14 protein-coding genes are annotated in these 19,157 nt (G+C 47.0%); 7 read left to right on the forward strand and 7 right to left on the reverse strand.

All coding sequences use genetic code 11. The features are described 5' to 3' along the window. Window positions 1-110 precede the first annotated feature (110 nt). Both ACHKAR_RS08815 and ACHKAR_RS08820 read left to right on the forward strand, forming a co-directional pair. Window positions 111-4,484, forward strand: a complete 4,374-nt coding sequence (locus tag ACHKAR_RS08815; RefSeq protein WP_395417090.1) for a CusA/CzcA family heavy metal efflux RND transporter — start codon at window positions 111-113, stop codon at window positions 4,482-4,484. A 10-nt stretch (window positions 4,485-4,494) separates the two neighbouring features. Continuing rightward, complete coding sequence (locus tag ACHKAR_RS08820; protein WP_395417091.1) at window positions 4,495-5,694, forward strand: efflux RND transporter periplasmic adaptor subunit; 1,200 nt, start codon at window positions 4,495-4,497, stop codon at window positions 5,692-5,694. A gap of 81 nt (window positions 5,695-5,775) precedes the next feature. Here the strand turns inward: ACHKAR_RS08820 and ACHKAR_RS08825 are convergent, their stop codons facing one another. Beyond that, window positions 5,776-7,041, reverse strand: a complete 1,266-nt coding sequence (locus tag ACHKAR_RS08825; RefSeq protein ID WP_395417092.1) for a cation:proton antiporter — start codon at window positions 7,039-7,041, stop codon at window positions 5,776-5,778. Between the two features lie 310 nt (window positions 7,042-7,351). Between ACHKAR_RS08825 and ACHKAR_RS08830 the strand changes: the two genes are divergently transcribed. The 3 genes from ACHKAR_RS08830 to ACHKAR_RS08840 all read left to right on the forward strand — a co-directional run bounded on the left by ACHKAR_RS08830 (window position 7,352) and on the right by ACHKAR_RS08840 (window position 11,633). Next, window positions 7,352-9,199, forward strand: a complete 1,848-nt coding sequence (locus ACHKAR_RS08830; protein WP_395417093.1) for a PAS domain-containing sensor histidine kinase — start codon at window positions 7,352-7,354, stop codon at window positions 9,197-9,199. A 96-nt stretch (window positions 9,200-9,295) separates the two neighbouring features. Then, window positions 9,296-10,837, forward strand: a complete 1,542-nt coding sequence (locus tag ACHKAR_RS08835; RefSeq protein ID WP_395417094.1) for an SDR family NAD(P)-dependent oxidoreductase — start codon at window positions 9,296-9,298, stop codon at window positions 10,835-10,837. Between the two features lies 1 nt (window position 10,838). After that, window positions 10,839-11,633 (forward strand): tRNA pseudouridine synthase A, encoded by a 795-nt coding sequence (locus tag ACHKAR_RS08840; RefSeq protein ID WP_395417095.1) that lies wholly within the window; start codon window positions 10,839-10,841, stop codon window positions 11,631-11,633. 16 nt (window positions 11,634-11,649) lie between these two features. On the opposite strand, the gene ACHKAR_RS08845 is transcribed toward ACHKAR_RS08840, so the two are convergent. The 6 genes from ACHKAR_RS08845 to ACHKAR_RS08870 are packed head-to-tail and all read right to left on the reverse strand — an operon-like array spanning window position 11,650 to window position 17,288. After that, window positions 11,650-12,381 carry an outer membrane lipoprotein-sorting protein gene (locus ACHKAR_RS08845; RefSeq protein ID WP_159579520.1) on the reverse strand — a complete coding sequence of 244 codons (732 nt, stop codon included), beginning with the start codon at window positions 12,379-12,381 and terminating at the stop codon, window positions 11,650-11,652. 32 nt (window positions 12,382-12,413) lie between these two features. Next, window positions 12,414-13,688 (reverse strand): ABC transporter permease, encoded by a 1,275-nt coding sequence (locus ACHKAR_RS08850; RefSeq protein WP_395417096.1) that lies wholly within the window; start codon window positions 13,686-13,688, stop codon window positions 12,414-12,416. After that, window positions 13,685-14,842 (reverse strand): ABC transporter permease, encoded by a 1,158-nt coding sequence (locus ACHKAR_RS08855; protein ID WP_395417097.1) that lies wholly within the window; start codon window positions 14,840-14,842, stop codon window positions 13,685-13,687. Before ACHKAR_RS08855 ends, ACHKAR_RS08850 begins: the two co-directional genes overlap by 4 nt. Next, window positions 14,839-15,552 (reverse strand): ABC transporter ATP-binding protein, encoded by a 714-nt coding sequence (locus ACHKAR_RS08860; protein WP_395417098.1) that lies wholly within the window; start codon window positions 15,550-15,552, stop codon window positions 14,839-14,841. The genes ACHKAR_RS08855 and ACHKAR_RS08860 overlap by 4 nt, the downstream gene beginning before the upstream one ends. 12 nt (window positions 15,553-15,564) lie before the next feature. Continuing rightward, a complete protein-coding gene (locus ACHKAR_RS08865; protein WP_395417099.1) occupies window positions 15,565-16,698 on the reverse strand; it encodes a hypothetical protein in 1,134 nt (377 codons plus the stop codon). Continuing rightward, on the reverse strand, window positions 16,695-17,288 hold the full coding sequence (locus tag ACHKAR_RS08870; protein WP_395417100.1) for a TetR/AcrR family transcriptional regulator: 594 nt from the start codon (window positions 17,286-17,288) through the stop codon (window positions 16,695-16,697). The genes ACHKAR_RS08865 and ACHKAR_RS08870 overlap by 4 nt, the downstream gene beginning before the upstream one ends. A gap of 120 nt (window positions 17,289-17,408) precedes the next feature. Between ACHKAR_RS08870 and ACHKAR_RS08875 the strand changes: the two genes are divergently transcribed. Both ACHKAR_RS08875 and ACHKAR_RS08880 read left to right on the forward strand, forming a co-directional pair. Continuing rightward, window positions 17,409-17,786 (forward strand): hypothetical protein, encoded by a 378-nt coding sequence (locus ACHKAR_RS08875; RefSeq protein ID WP_395417101.1) that lies wholly within the window; start codon window positions 17,409-17,411, stop codon window positions 17,784-17,786. 336 nt (window positions 17,787-18,122) lie between these two features. Continuing rightward, the gene (locus ACHKAR_RS08880; RefSeq protein ID WP_395417102.1) at window positions 18,123-19,157 is read left to right on the forward strand and encodes an SMP-30/gluconolactonase/LRE family protein; all 1,035 of its coding nucleotides are present in this window, start codon (window positions 18,123-18,125) and stop codon (window positions 19,155-19,157) included.

The raw sequence follows: 19,157 nt of genomic DNA on the forward strand, positions 1-19,157 counted from the left end.
TCCATGCTGACCGAAGGGCTGTTGTATACCCTATCCTCAAACCTCTTCCTGAATCCCACTGGGATTTAGACATCATTTATTTACAGAATTTAAGCTAATCATCATTACTTATGCTTGATCAAATCATTCGATTTTCAGTTCAAAATAAACTGATCATCGGCCTGTTCACTTTAGGGCTTGTCGTTTGGGGTGGATATTCTCTTCGGCAACTGCCTATTGATGCAGTCCCCGATATCACCAACAATCAGGTGCAGGTGATTACCACCTCGCCTTCATTGTCCGCCGAGGAAGTGGAGCGACTCATTACCTTCCCGGTGGAAATCACGATGGCCACCATTCCGGAGATTGAGGAAATTCGTTCTTTCTCTCGGTTTGGCTTATCAGTGGTCACCATCGTCTTTAAAGAAAAAGTCGATGTTTACTGGGCCCGGCAGCAGGTCAACGAGCGGATGGCTGCCGTAGAAGCTCAGATTCCACCTGGTGTGGGCAAGCCCGGCATGGCACCCATCACCACGGGTCTCGGAGAAATCTATCAATACGTGATAGGCACCCAACCTGGCTATGAAGACCGCTATGATGCCCGTGAACTGAGGAGCATTCAGGACTGGATTGTGCGTAGGCAGTTGCTCGGCACACCCGGAGTAGCGGACGTCAGTAGCTTTGGTGGGTACCTCAAACAATATGAAATCGCCGTAGATCCAGATCATCTCAAGGCTATGAATGTATCCATAGGTGAGGTATTTCGTGCCCTGGAGGCCAATAACGAAAACACCGGCGGTGCCTACATAGAAAAGGGGCTCTCTGCGCTGTTTATTCGCAGTGAGGGACTCATCAGTAGTCTGGAGGATATAGGTAATATCGTAATTAAGAACAATCAGGATGGCATACCAGTCCTGATCAAGAACATCGGGAAGGTGCAGCTTGGGAGTGCCATTCGGTATGGGGCCACCACCAAAAATGGAAACGGTGAGGTGGTGAGTGCCATTGTGATGATGTTGAAAGGTGAGAACTCCGCTGACGTCATTTACAATGTGAAATCCCGAATTGAAGAAATTCAAAAGACCTTGCCCGAGGGAGTAATCATAGAGCCCTTTCTCGACCGAACTAAACTGGTTGATAATGCCATTGGCACTGTTACCAAAAACCTGACAGAAGGAGCTCTCATTGTGATCTTTGTCTTATTGCTGCTCCTGGGCAACTTACGAGCGGGTCTCATTGTGGCTTCAGTGATTCCCCTGGCTTTGTTATTTGCTTTTTCCATGATGAATCTATTCGGTGTTTCGGGCAACCTGATGAGTCTCGGGGCCATTGATTTCGGCCTGATCGTGGATGGTGCGGTGATCATTGTGGAAGCCACCATGCACCATCTGGGCTTGCTTAGACTGGGAAGGAAACTCACTCAGTCTGAGATGGATGAGGAGGTCTATCAGTCCGCCAGTAAGATTCGGAATTCGGCAGCTTTTGGCGAAATAATCATATTGATTGTATACCTGCCCATTCTGGCGCTGGTAGGAACCGAGGGCAAAATGTTTGGCCCAATGGCTCAGACGGTGAGTTTTGCAATATTAGGTGCATTCATTCTCTCGCTTACCTATGTACCAATGGCCTCCGCCATGTTTTTAAGTAAGAAAACCGAATACAAAGCCAATATTTCGGATAAAATCATGACCTTTTTTCATAAAGTATATTCCCCAACCATCCGATGGGTCATGCATAAAAGAGTTCTGATACTGACCCTATCAGCAGCCTTTTTCGCATGCTCCTTGTGGGTATTCTCCACCATGGGTGGCGAGTTTATCCCCACGCTGGAGGAGGGTGATTTTGCCGTAGAAACCAGGGTGATTTCCGGCAGTTCGCTCCAAAACACCATCAAAGCCACCACGCAAGCTGAAAAAATACTCCTGGCCCAGTTTCCCGAAATTGAACAGGTGGTATCAAAAATTGGCTCAGGTGAGATCCCCACGGATCCCATGCCTCCCGAGGCAGCAGACCTCATGATCATCCTCAAAGACCGAAGCGAATGGGTATCCTCTTCCAACCGCGAAGACTTAGCCAATCAAATGTCGGAGGCCCTTTCAGTCATCCCCGGTGTGACCTTTGGTTTTCAGCAGCCCATCCAAATGCGATTTAATGAACTCATGACAGGAGTGCGTCAGGATGTGGCGATTAAAATCTATGGTGAAGACCTGGAGAGCCTATCAGGTTACGCAGGGCAGATCGGCAAAATTGTTTCTGAGGTAGATGGGGCTGTCGATTTATATATAGAGGAGGTCACTGGAATCCCTCAAATAGTGATCGACTATAAAAGGGATCAGCTGGCCAAGTTTGGTCTCAATGTGAGGGAGGTTAATCAAACCATTCAGGCCGCCTTTGCCGGCTCTTCCGCTGGCCTTGTTTACGAAGGTGAGAAACGATTCGATCTGGTAGTAAGACTCAGCAAAAACAACAGAAGCAACCTGGATGATGTACGCAACCTCTACGTGGTAAGACCGGACGGTCATCAGGTTCCGCTCTATCAGGTGGCGGATGTTTCCATCAAAGATGGGCCTTACCAGATTCAACGTGATGACACCAGGAGGAGGATCATCGTGGCATTCAACGTCAGAAACAGGGATGTGGAGAGCATTGTCACAGAGATCCAGAGAAGAATAGAAGCCTCAGTAGTTCTGGCACCAGGGTATGCCATATCCTATGGTGGCCAATTTGAAAATTTGGTGGAGGCACGCCAGAGGCTGGCCGTTGCAGTGCCCCTGGCACTTCTGCTTATTTTCGTTCTACTGTATTTCACCTTCGGGTCTATAAAACAGGGCATTCTGATCTTTACCGCCATTCCGCTTTCGGCCATCGGTGGCATTTTAGCCCTCTGGATGAGGGGCATGCCCTTTAGTATCTCCGCGGGAGTTGGATTCATTGCTTTGTTTGGAGTGGCAGTACTCAATGGAATCGTACTCATATCAGAGTTTAACCGGCTGAAATCTAATGGTGTCGCTGATGTTTTCGAGCGAATTTATCAGGGAACACGCGTGCGTCTGCGACCAGTAATTTTAACAGCCGCGGTTGCCTCTATGGGCTTCCTGCCCATGGCCCTGTCTGTCTCTGCCGGTGCAGAAGTACAGAAACCACTGGCCACAGTGGTCATTGGCGGGCTCATTACGGCCACCCTGCTTACGCTCGTGGTACTACCTGTACTGTACTACTATTTTGAGAAAAACATCAAACTCAGACCAGGAGCACTCCTCCTTGTGCTGCTGGGAACCGCTTGTTTATATGCTACACCTTCCTACGCACAGGAGTCAGGAGTACGGTACCTCTCGGCTGATGAGGCTATGGCCCTGGCCTTGGAAAATAACCCGGGTCTCAGGGCCATAGACCTGCAAACCGAGCAACAACGCGTGCTCAAAGGTGCAAGCTGGAGCATCCCGAAAACGGAGCTTTCTCTTACACATGGTCAGTATAACAGTGCCTATACTGATGATAACCAATTCAACATCAGCCAAAGCCTGGCTTTCCCTACTGTGTATGCCAACCAGAGGAAATTATCTGGCGCACAAATTGAGAGTCAGGAGAGACGTTATTTAGCCTCGGCCAATGAACTGAAGCAACAGGTGAAGGTCACATGGTATGAATGGTGGTGGCAAGAAAGCAGGCTTCAATTGCTTCTGAGCCAGGACAGTATCTTCCAACGCTTTGCAGAATCGGCCACTCTCAGGTATGAAACGGGTGAAAGCAACCTACTGGAAAAGGCTACTGCAGCCTCTCAGGTAGCCGAAATCGCAGTAAGAATTCAGCAAACCAGAGCGGACATTGAAATACTCAGGACACAGCTAAAAACCCTGCTCAACACCACCGACAACATCGGTATAGCGATGGAGCCCATGCTTTTACAGCAAGATTTCCATTTGTCTGAAGAACCAAGCATTTCTGATAACCCCACCCTGGCGTGGTACCAACAGCAAATTGAAGTGGCCGACAGGCAAAAATCTCTGGAAAAGGCCCAACTACTCCCCGACATCAGACTGGGGTATTTCAATCAATCGCTCAACGGACCAGGCCAGACCCGTGCCGGAGACCCTGTGGTATACTCCTCAGGAGATCGGTTTACGGGATTTCAGGTGGGCCTTGCCATCCCGCTTTTCGGAGCGAGTGCACAGGTCTCAGAGGTCAAGGCAGCAGAGCTGAAAAAGCAGCAAACTAACCTCCAACTGGAAGCAATGACCAATGAGCTTAACGGGCAGCTAAGTGCTCTCATTCAGCAGTATCAAAAATCCTTGTCCAGCTTGTCGTATTATCAGGAAAATGCACTTCCTCAGGCAGAACTCATTCTGGAGCAGTCCCAAAAAGGGTTTGCGAGTGGAGAAATCAGCTATGTGGAGTATGTACAAGGCCTGGACCGTGCCCTTTCTATCAAATTCAATTATCTGGACATTCTCAACCAATACAACCAGACACTCATTCGGATCAGTTACATCTCCGGTATTCTTTAAAAACGAAATCATGAAAAACATAACATTCAATCACCTTATTTATATCGCATGGGCACTCCTGACACCCCTATTGATCTCCTGCTCTTCACCTGTGAATGAAACGGAGGATGAAGAACATGCTGAAGGGAATAAAGTAGAACTGACTCAGGCACAGTATGACCTGGCAGATATCCAGCTCGGTAAAATAGAGCAGCGAACCATCGGGTCAGAGTTACGGGTAAGTGGCATCATCGACGTTCCGCCACAAAGCAACGTCTCCATCAATTTACCCTATGGTGGTTTTGTGAAGTATACAGAAATGTTGCCCGGTACCCGGGTGAAAAAAGGTCAGTTTCTGGTATCGGTAGAAAATCCCCAGTTTATCCAGTTTCAGCAGGAGTACCTGGAAGGGCTGGCGAATCGTGAGTACTTAAAGGCAGATTTCGAGCGACAATCATCACTATATGATGAAAAAGTGGCCTCAGGAAAGAGTTTCCAGCAAGCCAAAAGTGCTTACCTATCCAATGAAGCCAGGATCAAGTCTATGGAAGCCCGTCTGAAGCTCATTGGGTTTGATCTCCGAAAGGTGCAGGCAGGTGAGATCTCATCCAGTGTGAGTATCTACTCGCCGGAGAATGGCTCGGTTCGGGAGGTTTTCACCAATGTGGGCAAATATGTAGGCCCTCAGGATGCCATTATGAACATCACCAACTCCGAAGACCTCCATGTAGAACTCTCCGTCTTTGAGGATGACATTCCCCTGGTGGCAAAGGGTCAGCGCATCCGCTTCTCGCTAGCCAATAATCTCAATACCTGGCGTGAGGCACAAGTCTTTCTCGTTGGCAGTGGAGTCAGAGAAGATCGCACAGTGACGGTACATGGTCACTTGAAGGAAGAATCCGCTGATTTACTGCCGGGCATGTATGTATCGGCCCGAATAGAAACGGGGAGCCACGCGGTATGGGCTGCTCCTGATGAGGCCATAGTGCGCTTTGGGGGCAGGCATTTTGTCTTCACCTTCCTGGAAAAGAAAATGGAAAATGGTCAGCCGCATTATGCCTATGAGATGATCGAGGTGAATAAAGGAATCAGTGAAGATGGTTTTTCAGAAGTCTCATTGGCTGACCCTACGCTGGACCTCAGTGCCATAGATCTGGTGACACAGGGAGCCTTCACCCTACTGGCTAAAGGTAAAAACAGTGAGGAAGACGGTCACGGACACGGGCATTAAGTTCAAAACACCTGACCCATAAATAAAACAGGCCGCTCAAAAGCATTTGAGCGGCCTGTTTTTAATGTTTATTTCAAAGCGCTATACGGCCCGATTGACGAAGCGTTCTTTCATCATAATTGGTAAAGTGAACCCCTGAAACAAAATGGAGCACACCACCACCACATAAGTCATGGTGATCAGTAGTTCCTTTCCCGGAAAGTTATGCAGAGCCAATATGAGGGCGATAGGTAAACCACCTCTGAATGCACCCCAGGTCATTACTGGAATGGTGTTTTTATCAAAATCGAATCTGCCAGACATCAGTTTCACCGGAATGAAAATGCTCACCCACCGGCCGAACAACACCACATTCACAGCGATAAAACCAGCCGCAAAGAACTCCATACGCCAGTCCAAAACCAGCATTTCCAGCCCCATCAATACAAAGAGCATCACTGCCATGGTCTCTTCCATCAGGTTCCAGAATTTGTAGACATAAGACCCCACAATTTCCTCACCTTTTTTCACCGGATTGGCGCCTCCTCTGCTGAGATAACCAATCAATAGACCCATAATCAACGAAACCATTTTAGAATAGATGCTAAAGAAACCTGAGATAAAGGATCCCACAAGAACCAGCGCAATGGTGATCAAAACCTCAATATGCACATCGTCATTATCGATGAATTTTAAGAGCCTGAAACCAATAAAGCCCATCAACACCCCGATGGTGATTCCTCCCAGAATCTCCAATAGTAAGATTTGGGCAAATGTGACGAACGTGATGTCCTGATCCCCGGTGACGATAGCCACGTGGTAGAGCACAAATGCCAATACCACAGAGAACGCCCCATTGAACAGTGACTCACCTTCCAGCTTGATCTCAAGTATTTTTGGCAATGAAAACCTTTTGGTGGTGTTAGAGGATGAAATGGGGTCTGTAGAAGAAATCACCGCTCCAAAAACGAGGCTGTACATGTAGCTAATCTCTATATTCAGCCCATTGAGGACATAGTAGAGTATGGTCCCTATCACCAGAGTGGATATGATGGCACCAACAATGGACAGAATGATGATCGGAAGTTTTTGGGTTCCTAGCTTATTGATGTCCATGTTTAATCCTCCCGCAAAGAGAATCACACTAATGACCATTTGATTGAGAACATCCCGAAAATCAAAGGACTTAATCTCTGTCGCAATTTCCCACTGCGGAAACAAAATTTCAGTCATCAGTATTACCACTGAAAGGATAAGGGTGAGAATCATCAGTCCCAGGGACGAGGGCAATTTCAGGTAAAGCGTATTCAAAAAGATGAATAAGCCTGAAACGAAAATGATCAGGGCTATTAAATCGAATATGTGCATTTCACTAAATTTTTACAATTTTAACCTATAAACCCACAGCTGGCATTCAGAATATTTTTGTAAAGCAGACTCAGTAATAATACGCGCTATCCAGTACTTTTAATAGACTTATTTGATGAAAGGCGGCACATTAATAAGCTTCTTTTGCAACAATAGCACTTTTTTCATTCATAATATATACTAAGGTCGCTCAGGAAGGGTTCTTTCATACCATTATGGCCTATCTATAAGACCCTTTCGTATGGCTTCTATTTGAAACGATCATACCTTATATTGTCCTTTTTTCCTGACCAATCTAACCCAACCACCCATGCTCACTCAATTAGAGGAGGAACATAACCTGGAGGATATCCAAAACAAGATTATAGAATTAGCCCTTATTATTTTTTCTTCTCTGGGTATCATTTCTCTCATATTGAATGTAATCAGGGCTGTATACAAAAACATGACGGTGGTGCTCACCATTCATACCAGTGTGGTGATCCTTTTAGTACTTTTACTGATCTTCCGCAACAAGGTCAGCCACAACCTCAAAGCCGCAGGCCTACTCATTGCCATTTATGTGGTCATCACCGTGGGATTGTATCAGCTTGGCTTTGTCGCTTCAGCAAAAGCCCTCATTGTGGTACTACCAGTCCTCACCTCTTTTGTGCTTTCACATCAGAAGGCCATTCTGGTCTCACTCCTCCTGCTGATCACTTACGTCATCTTCGGAAGTCTTTTCGTTTCGGGGGTCTTCACCGATATCACTTATCAAACCAACTACACCTCACACAATGCAGTTTGGCTGTTGGACGGAGCAGTCATTTTTCTGGCCTCATTTACCCTTTTGTTTGGGAGTCAGATTTACCGAAAGGCCATCTTGCACAACTTTTCGGTGATCCGCAAGCACAGTGCCGAACTGATCACCAAGGAGCAGAAATATAAAATGCTCTTCGAAACCTCTAATGACGCCATTCTGCTGTTTGATGAGGGGGTCTTTGTGGACTGCAACCAAAAGGCACTGACCTTATTTGATTGTACAGCTCGGGATATAATCGGAAAAACTCCGATTGACTTCAGTCCGGTAGAGCAACCCGACGGTCAGCTTTCAAAGGAAAAGGCACCAAAATTTATTCAGAAGGCTTTCGAAGGCGTATCACAGTCTTTCGAATGGCAGCATTGCAAACTCAATGGAGAAGTCTTTGAGGCCTCTATAAACCTTAGTCTGGTAGCGCTGGAGGAAGAAAATTATATCCAGGCTGTGATCAGAGATATCACCGATCAGAAAAACGCAGAACGAAAAATAGTAGCTTACCAAAAAGGCCTCGAGGAACTGGTGAAAGCACGAACGCAGGAGCTGGAAGCCGCCAACGAAGACTTTAAGCACGCCAACCAGGAACTCACTACTCAAAAAGAAATGCTTAGCAAGACGCTTTCTGAGCTTAGGCGAACTCAGGAGCACCTGGTGGAAACAGCCAAAATGGCCTCTATTGGTACACTTACTGCCGGAGTGGGTCATGAAATCAACAACCCGCTAAACTTCATCATGGGTGGCCTGCATAACCTGGAATGTGCCATCAGGCAGCCGGAATCATTTGAGGATGATAATGAGCTCTGTGCCGTCCAGGAAGAAGGTCTTCAAACCATCAAAGAAGGGATCGGGCGTATTCACGAAATCACAAAAAGCCTGGATCATTTCAATAGGTCCAATCAAAAAAAATTGGGACTATGTAACCTGCACGCCATCATCAATAACTGCCTGCAAATCCTCAATCATGAAATCAAGTATAAGGGTAAGGTGCTCAAAACCTATCACCACCAGGACATTCTTTTTGTAGGAAATGAAGGTCAGCTACATCAGGTTTTTCTCAACATCATCAGCAATGCCATCCAGTCATTCGACAAAAATGGCTTAATTACCATTTCCACGAAATTGCTGACCGAACAAAACCTCATCGAAGTGGACATCTCCGATAATGGAACAGGCATCGCTCCCACCCATCTGGACAAGGTTTTTGATCCATTTTTCACCACCAAAGATCCAGGACTGGGAAAAGGTCTCGGTCTGTCTATGGCCCATCGGATCATTCAGGAGCATAGTGGCCAGATCAACATCAGTTCCACCACAGCTGGCACACAGGTGGTGGTTCAGCTCCCTACAAAATCAACGGCTTAAACACCATCTGAGCGCTAACTATGCTGATACAGATAGCTTCATATTTATGATCAAGCACTACCTTTGCGCCCATAAACTTCAACAATCCAATTACTTATGCGAGCAGACGCTGCTGCACCCATCACTCAGGAACAGATCAATCAGTGCATAACTGTGCTGGAGAGCCTTTTGGGAGATACCACCCAACTTTTTGAACTCCCCGAAGAACAACGCATTGCCCTACTAAAAGCAGCTGGTGCCCTTACACGACCAGACAGGGCAGAATTTGACAAGCGAAGAAAAGATGCCAAAAAAGCCGCCAAGAGAAAAATGGTGGAACGGGATAAGCACATCCGTAAAACCACCGGTATTCGCAGTGCCCGGGAGTCTGTAGTTTTTGAGGCGCCCAAACTAATTTCCCTTACGGGGAAAGAGCACGAAGTGGCTCCCGAATTGGAATCACCCAGAAACTGCTACGTGTGCAAAGCAGTGTACACTAAAGTCCACCATTTCTATGATGCTATGTGCCCGGAATGCGCAGATTTCAACTATGCGAAGCGTTTTCAGACCGCCGACCTCACGGGTCAGGTAGCCATCATCACGGGCTCCAGACTGAAAATCGGGTATCACATTACCCTCATGATGCTCAGAGCCGGGGCTACGGTAGTGGCCACCACCAGATTCCCGGTAGACTCTGCCCTCAGATTTGCCAAAGAGAAAGACTTCAAATCCTGGAGTCACCGCCTCAAAATCCACGGGCTGGATCTGAGACACATTCCCTCCGTGGAGATTTTCTGCAACTTCATAGAGCATCAGTATGACCGTCTGGACATCCTGATCAATAATGCCGCACAGACCGTAAGAAGACCAGCAGGGTTTTACAAACACCTAATGGCCAACGAGGAAATGAATTCGGATGAATTGCCTCTGCTCACCAGAGGGCTCCTTTCTGACCACCTCTATTGCCTCTCTGAGCTGCAGGAACTGGCCCCTTCAAAAACTAAAAACCAGAACCTACCGGTGGCCTGGAATGCTCCGGAGCCTGGTATAGGGCTGCGTGCTTCGGCAAAACTCTCGCAGATTCCCTATAGCTTCGACAACTCCCTTCAGACCCAGGAAGTATTCCCTGAAGGCAAGCTGGATGCAGACCTGCAACAGGTAGACCTACGCAAAACCAACAGCTGGCGGTTAAAACTGGGCGAAATAGAAACCCCGGAAATGGTAGAAGTGCAGTTGGTCAACGCAGTAGCTCCATTTGTGCTTTGCAACAGGCTTTCCCGATTGATGCGCAAAGAAAACACCGGCAAAAAGCACATTGTGAACGTATCAGCAATGGAGGGTAAATTCCATCGGTTCTATAAGGAAGACCGGCACCCGCACACCAATATGGCCAAAGCTGCGCTCAACATGATGACTCACACCTCAGCTTCGGATTTCGCCAAAGATGGCATCTACATGAATGCTGTGGATACTGGCTGGGTGACCGACGAAGATCCCGCAGAATTGGCCAGACACAAAACGGAAGTTCATGACTTCCAGCCACCATTAGACATAGTGGATGGTGCCGCCCGGGTACTCGACCCGCTGTTTGACGGAATCAATACCGGCAAGCACTGGTGCGGGAAGTTCCTGAAAGACTACCGACCGATCGACTGGTAAAATGGCCTCCTGGACTCATTTCTATTTGATCAGAATCCAATTTCTGGGCCATAACTACCATGGCTGGCAAAAACAACCCTCGCTCCCGAGTATTCACGGGGCGATAGATGATACATTGAAAGTCATTTTAAAGAGTGCTCCCTTCAAAACATTGGGCTGCTCACGAACGGATGCCAAAGTATCCGCCGAAGATTATGTACTGGAGCTGTTTCTGAATAAAGCCATCGTCCCGGAGCAGCTTCTGCATCAACTCAGTAAACACCTCCCTGCGGATATTTCTGCCAGATCGGTAGCTCCTACACATCAGGGGTTCAACATCATTCAGGGCGCCAGGACCAAAACGTATCACTATTACTTTAGCTTCGGAGAGAAGTCACACCCCTTTTCCTCGCCCCTCATACACCATGTCAGGCAAGAGTTGGACATAGACAAGATGAAATTAGCCGCGAGAAAATTTGAAGGCTGTCACTATTTCGGAAGGTATACCCAAAAACCTTCCGCGGAAACGGAACTCCAAAGGGAAGTCTTATCTGCTCAGATCATACCCAACGAGTATGTAACTGGCAGTTTTATTCCACAGGATTCTTTTGTGTTTTCGGTCAAAGCGCACGGTTTTATGCGCTATCAGGTACGGATGATGATGAGCGCTCTATTCGAAACCGGAAGAGGATTATGGCGCATGGATGACTTAGACCAGTCATTATCTATGGAGACAGGCGACACGCACAAGGTCATGCACGTAGCTCCGCCCTCAGGGTTGGTACTCCATAAGGTAAATATGGACGAAACTTTTTAGCTCCATAGAGATACTCCTATTTCTTCAATGAGGCCTTACTGAAAATGTAATCCGGAATTTCAGGATTAATCTGAATACTCTTCACGATAAAATCCGTACCCTCCCCATCCTTCAGCACGTCTTTATAATTCATTTTTTTAGGAAACCATCGGTCCCCAATCCTCTCTACATTGGAGAGGGTTACGCGCTTCAGCAACTGACCACTTTTAGCATACATTTCTTCTTTCAGCGGCACAAACCTTTCCTGATCTATCCATAGTTTCTGCTGCTCATAGGTGGCATCATCCACTTTGGCCACCAGATCGAGTACCCAGGCGCTCCGGCCTTCCACCTCCTCTTCGTCAATCACTTTGGCGTCATACATCTCTATCAGTTTGCGGTCATCCATCATGTCCTCATAAGACAGGTCGGAACCCATGACCGATTGCTTCAGCATATGACCGGAAAGCTGGATCGTACGGTCTGTAGCGGGTGAGTAAATCCATAACCGATCGTCCATTCTTAGCATTTTGGTTCCCTTTTCCCTGTCAGGCGCCAGATATTCCGTAAAGGATTGATCATTTCCCTTTGAATACCCTTTGGAGGTCACAGTACGACTATTTCTCCTTCCGTGAATGACCATATCTGACTCCACAATCTGAGTGTCAGAAGTCATGTTGTAATCCACTTTCTCAAGGATTTTACCGGCATCCGGATTTGTCTGCAGAAATGCACTGCAAAGAATAAGTATTGCAAACGCTAGCTTCATTGTGATGTCTTCATTTTGTCTTAAAAACCATTTCAAACTTCTAGTTCTTTGAAAAGTGTGGCTGTTTCTCTTCTGTAAATGCCAATTCCGGAAAGCGCATTTCCCAGAACCATTGCCACCAACCCCGGAATAAAGCCAATATAGAGCAAGTCGGAGGTGAACGATGCTCGAAGTACGGAGGGCATCATCATGGTACTATCATCCAGCATACCTGTGATATCAATCCCTACCACCTGCAGGTAATACACCCCACCAAGGCCCACGATGGTACCGAAGACTGATCCTATGGCCCCGATTAGAATTGCCTCATAGATCAAGGTTCGATAGATATGGCCTTTTTCCTCACCCAGTGCCAGTCGGATTCCAAACTCCTGATATCGCCGCAATCCCCCCAGTAGGCCCGTATTCCACAATACAATGGACATAGCAAAAACGAAAATCACCACAAACAGGGTAGAAAAAGAGTCCACATAATCAAGGAAACTCGAGAGGTTATTTTGTGCCCTCAAGGGAAACATCTCCGGAGCAAATTCATCAGAATCATCAGCATACTGACCATTGAATGTTTCGCTCATGGCAATGGCGCGTGAGTCATCGTAAGCTCCACTCTTGAAATAGCCCAGCACCTCTCCTGCTCCATCTTCCATATCAAGCATTCGTCGGGCGTCGGTAATATCTACAATGATGGCTCCCCTGTCCAGCGCAGTGGTGCCAAACTTCACCGTGCCACTCACCACAAAGTTTTCGAAAGCCATGCTGCCATTCATAGTAGTGCCCATGTAGGTCACTTCGTCCCCAATCTGAATGTGCAGCTTTTCAGCAAAGTCGTGCCCAACCAAAGTCTCACCAGAGTGGCTGGGCATACTTCCCTTCACTATCGAAGAGGAAATGTTCATCCGCACGTCTTCACCACTCTCTGTGGAAAACAACGCCACGGCCATCCCAGCTGCAGGACCCTGACCTTTGGATCCTCCCAGGTCATCAGGCACATCAATCAATCCTCCAAATTTGATCCTGTTCACCCATTGCATCTCAGGAAATTGCTTCGCCAGAGATTCATTCAACTCGCCTACTCCCAATAGCGCCAGATCATTGGGTAGCTGATCTTTATTTTCAGCGTAGGCACGAGACATTACTTTTACATGCCCGGTTTCAAATCGAGCATTTTGATCGATCATATCTCCCATCACTCCGCGCATATAACCACTCAGTAAAATGGTCAAAGCCACTCCGATGGTGATAATCATGACGGGTAAAACACTTCGTGTTTTATCCCCAAGGATTCCTTTTAAGAGAAATTTTATCATTGTATTTTACCTTTTAAGGCATCTACAGGGTTCATTGTCGAGATTTTCCTGGCGGGCAGAAAACTGACAATGGTAGCAGAAACCACCACCAGAGCCATTGTACCTAAAATCAGTCCTGCTCCATAAACAGGGAATATTCTTGCCGCCACTATTACTCCCGAGTTTTGAGAAGCAGTGGGCATGCCGATACCAGCCGTGGCCATATAAATGAATAAGGGAATGCCATAAATGCAACCTACAGCAGTTGCCAGCAGGCTGTACATGCTCCCTTCAATGGTGAACAGCCAAACCACCCTCAGACGAGTCATTCCCAGAGCGATGTAGGTTCCTATCTCCCTTTGCCTTCTGAAAATGGAAAGCACCTGAGTATCGAAAATGGCCAGTAGGGCAATGGCCAGCAGCAGCAAGTACATAATAGATCCACTCACTTTTTTCATTTCTATGATATCGCTCAGGTCCTGCAGAAGCTCCCGCTGCGACTTAAATTCCCAGCCTTCTACCTCCATCGAGTTTCTGGCTGTCTCTGAGATGTAAAGTGTTGCGTGATTTTGCAATCCGGTCATTTGCCAGAGCTGATGAATAGAAATCCACATCTGGCCATTATCTACTGCTGGCACATTGGTATCAAAAACATCAACCACTGTCGCCCTCCCAGCATCATAAGTTCCATCCTTATCCCGCCACCGGATGAGCACTTCATCACCCACTTCCAGATTGGTAGCCTCAGCCATCCGTTTCCCAATAATTACCGGGAGGTCGGCGCTACGCTCAGCAAGAAGCTGGGTAGGCAGTTTCAGGGTGGTTTGGCCCGGATCAATTCCCTTAAGGATCACCGACATCATGCGTCCTTCGGGATAAATGGAAGCCTGCCGCATCAGTACGGGAATCAAACCCTTATTTTCGTTGGTCTGTAAAGTATCATGACCGTCCTGCAAAGTGAATGGGTCATAGGGATCATAATCACCATTGAGTAGGTGTCCGCCACCGTACTCCCAGGCAATACCATCACGTCTCGCCTGCTCGTTCCACCCATCGATCATGCCATTGTAAAAAATGATTAAGACAAAGGCAAAGGACAATACGCTCACATTGAGCCAGGTACGCAGACCAGATCCAACAAGGTTTTTATAAGCTAATATGAAGGCTAGTTTCATGGCTTTGACATCTGGTGAGAAATGTGTTCGTCCTGATCGATTTTACCATCTTCCAGATGAATCATTCGATCCAGATAGCACATTACTTTTTCATCGTGGGTAGAAAAAATAAAGGTCGTTTGGAGGGCTTTATTCAAATCCTTCATGGTCTGAATGATGGCATGAGCATTTTTCGCATCCAGATTGGCTGTAGGCTCATCGGCCAAAACGATATCCGGTTTTTTCACCATTGCTCTGGCAATGGCCACACGTTGACCTTCGCCACCCGAAAGTTTCGAAGGTTTCTTGTCTGCCATATCCTGAAGACCTACCCATTCAAGGGCTTGCATGACGGCCTTCTTCCGTTCCGCTGATGTTTTATTTTGGAGCAAAAGGGAGAATTCTACATTTTCATAGACCGTATAGACCGGCAGCAGATTGTACACTTGAAAGATGAAACCAAGGTGCAAATTCCTCAAAAGGGCTGATTCCTTATGGGAGAGATCAGAAATATTCCTTCCCATTACGATGGCTCTTCCTTCAGACGGACTATCCAATGACCCGATAATGTTGAGCAGGGTGGTTTTGCCAGACCCACTAGGTCCTACCAGTCCCGCAAATTCTCCCTTTCGAAACTCAAGGTTAATGTCTTTCAATGCCGTAAACTCACCATCGCCCACGGGGAATCTTTTGGTGACATTTTCAATCGATATGATCTTTTCTTCACTCATTTTAGTGATTGTTTAATGATTGTAAACCAACATCAGCCTTAGACCAGGGCCTGATATGGAATTTACCAGGTCATTTTCTTGTATGCCTTTTTGTATCCTGGGACTATAAAAGGGCATGATATACCCAACAAGGGCCTTGAATTGGTGTTCGTAATTCAGAAAAAAGGTAGGATCACCGACTGCCCAGTTGTAGAAAAACAAGGCACTCAACTGATCAAAAAAGCCAAGTGGATATGCCATCGTAGCTGCAGTGATATGCCCTCTGTGACCAAACCCAAGCAGACCCGAATCATACCCCGCTATGAGGTGCTCCACCACCATGTTCAGCCCATTCCCAATTCCAAAGGTGTAATCAGCCCCGAGGTTGAGGAAGGTTTGGTTGGTAAGGTCACCCAAATCCTTCTGTTTTCGAATGTGTGACACCTCAAACCACAACCCAACATTCACGTCCCATTTACCATCAACTCCCCACCTGTCTTCAGGAATCTGGGCAAATTGTGGTGCATCCATTAGCAGCCGGGCGTCAGCTGTCCGGTGATGATACGAAAGAGCAATCTCCCCTCGGGAAACAGGATATTGTACCCTGCCCCCGAACTCAGGGTGTTGGGCATAAGTCTCGGAAGCATCCAACCCACGTGCCTTTTCATTTCCATACAAACCCCAAAGCCAAATATTGGCATTATTGAGAAAATAATACCTCCCCAAAACCCCATAAACTCCATTGGTCAGCCGAAGAGGATCACGTGGATCGATCTGATTGAACCACTGAAGTGGCCTAAGCATGGTGGCAACCCCGAAATCAATTTTCTGTAAGCCTACCCGTACCTCAAATTGCTTGCCGGTATACCTGGCCCAAAGTCGGTAAGGGTTGATGCTGCCATTCCAGCTGCCAGTGTCGAAAGGCTGGAAGAATACCGAACCAGCTATATTCACTGAAGCTTCCAAATCGAAGGCTTTCCCTGAATCTAACCCAACCCCATATCCCAGCTCGGGGATATATCGTCCTCCTGAGAAAAGTGGAAATTGATTCTCCGGACAATAGCTCCCAACAGCAGAAACCTGCCCATCAAATTCAAGCCTGGGCTGTGCCAGAGCTACCTGCAGCGCTAATAGATAAACCCAACAAAAGAGTAATTTGCGTCTCATTCTGGTTGCTCGGAGGGGAATATCCCGTAAAAGAAGAAATTGGTAAGATCCATTATGGCGTCATGCTTGTCCTCATACATGGAAAGAAATCTTTCGTCCATCATCTTGTCGTTGAGGCTATTGAGCATATAAAGGATGAATTCTAACTTGGTATCCCGGCGAATCCATCCATTTTGTTGAGCCATAAACAAATCATACATGATTTCGCTTAGCATCTCTTTCCGGCTTTCTTCAATATAAGCACTTAAAACTGAGTCTGTAGACTGGTAAATCTCTTGAATGAATTCCTGACTGATGTCAACAGACTGTTGGTGCTTTAGGGCAATCACCTTTGCGATCTTCTCCCGAAAGGGTATGTCCTGCTTCATGACGGCTCGGTATGAGTCCATACCCTCCGTGATAAATCCCTTGAGCACCTGAAAAGCCAGATCTTCTTTGTTTTCAAAAGACCGATAAAAGGTCATTTTACTCACCCCGGCACTTTTGCAGACCTCCTCAACTGAAATACGTCTGATGCCATATTTCCAGAAAAGTGTTCTACCCGCTCCCAGCAGAAGCTGTCGGCCATTTTTCTTCTTTGATCCTGTCATTCGCTATGTTACGATTATTAATCAATATTACGATATTAGTAACAATAAGGTTATAATCGTAACTAACATAGTTCCAACTAAAAGGAAAGTAATAGCGTCTTTAAAGTTAAAAATAAGTCTATGAAGAACCTGCTTTATCTTTTAGTATTCATTGCACTGGGTTGCACTGATGACCAGCCCTCTCAGGAAAGTGATCAAGCTAATTTGGATCGATTATGGTCAGAAATACACGCAATGGCGGAGAGCGTGACTTGTACCAGTGCCGAAGAATGGGACTTCACCGCGGTAGGCTCCAAAGCCTGCGGAGGGCCAGTCAAATTCCTGGCCTACTCAGAAACCATTGATACGGTGAAGTTTCTTTCTCTGGTGAGCGAGCACCGAGATGCTCAGGAAGCTTTCAATGTCAAATGGGGCATCTATTCGGATTGCTCTACTCCTCAGGAACCTTCAGGTGTGGCATGTGAAGAAGGTGAGCCTGTCTTGCAGTACGGGCAGTAATCCCCTAAAACCAGTTGCCCTTACCAACCTGACGCTCTTTCAGGTCAATCTTCCAAGTAATCAGTCTCTCTGGGGCCCCTAAATGCATAGTCGCGTTGGCATGCAGGGGCCTCCACGGCAGTATCCTCCTTATACATATTCAAAAGCTTCAGTTTCGGAGAAGCACAGCACTCATCATTGTAGCCCCACCACAAACCGTAGTGGGTGATCTGCAACCCTTGCCCTAATGGCAAAAGAAACCAGCACTGTACAGGTGATACCCTTATCCGAAACATCCTGTAAGCACGAGACCGCATTAATTGCCTAAATTTCATTTCTCAAAACTTACTAGTCCTTATGATGAAAACATATTCGGCCTTGTGCATCGCGGTGTGCTGCATGGTCATGGCCTGTACCTCTCCACCAAAGTCTGAAAGCTCAGAATCAACCGTGCCAACCACTTTTGAAACCACCGGCAGTATTGAAAGGCTCCTCCCCGAACTGGACCTGTTGATCCCGGCAGAAGCCAAAATCGAAGTGCTGGCCAGCGGATTTACCTGGTCCGAGGGTCCGCTCTGGCTGAAAGATCAAAATGCCCTGATCTTTTCAGATGTTCCCAAAAACACCGTCTACAAGTGGACAGAACAAGATAGTATTTCGATCTATCTCCAGCCATCGGGTTATGACGGTGACCGCACGGATAAGCACGAACCAGGAGCCAACGGACTGGCATTAGATAATGAGGGTAATCTGATACTTTGCCAGCACGGTAATCGTCAGCTGGCCAAAATGGCCACTTCTCTGGATGCACCAAAGTCTGCTTTTCTACCAATCACCTCTACGTACAACGGAAAGCGTTACAACAGCCCCAATGATGTGGCCATTAGCAAAGAAGGTGTTTATTACTTCACTGATCCTCCCTATGGACTGGATGAATGGGATGAAAAAGAGTTGGAATACAACGGAGTATACAAGATGGGAACGGATGGTCAGGTTTCCTTACTCATCGATTCACTCACCAGACCCAATGGCATTGCCCTTTCACCGGATGAAAGGACCCTCTATGTGGCAGTTTCAGATCCTAAAGCGGCGAAATACTATGCCTATGAACTGGACATTGATGGCAACATTACAACCGGAAAAATCCTTCTGGATGTAACTCCATTGGTGGGATCTGAACGTAGAGGGTTGCCAGATGGCCTGAAGGTAGACAACTCCGGAAATCTATTTGCAACAGGGCCCGGTGGTGTGCTGGTGATCAGCCCTGAAGGCAAGCACCTGGGCACCATCATGACCGGCCAGGCCACTGCCAACTGCGGTTTCAATGCCGACAAGACAGTGCTTTACATGACAGCACATAGTTACCTGATGCGAATAAATCTCAAACCATAA

This window comes from Marinoscillum luteum, assembly GCF_044005705.1.
GTDB classification, from domain to species: Bacteria; Bacteroidota; Bacteroidia; order Cytophagales; family Cyclobacteriaceae; genus Marinoscillum; species Marinoscillum luteum.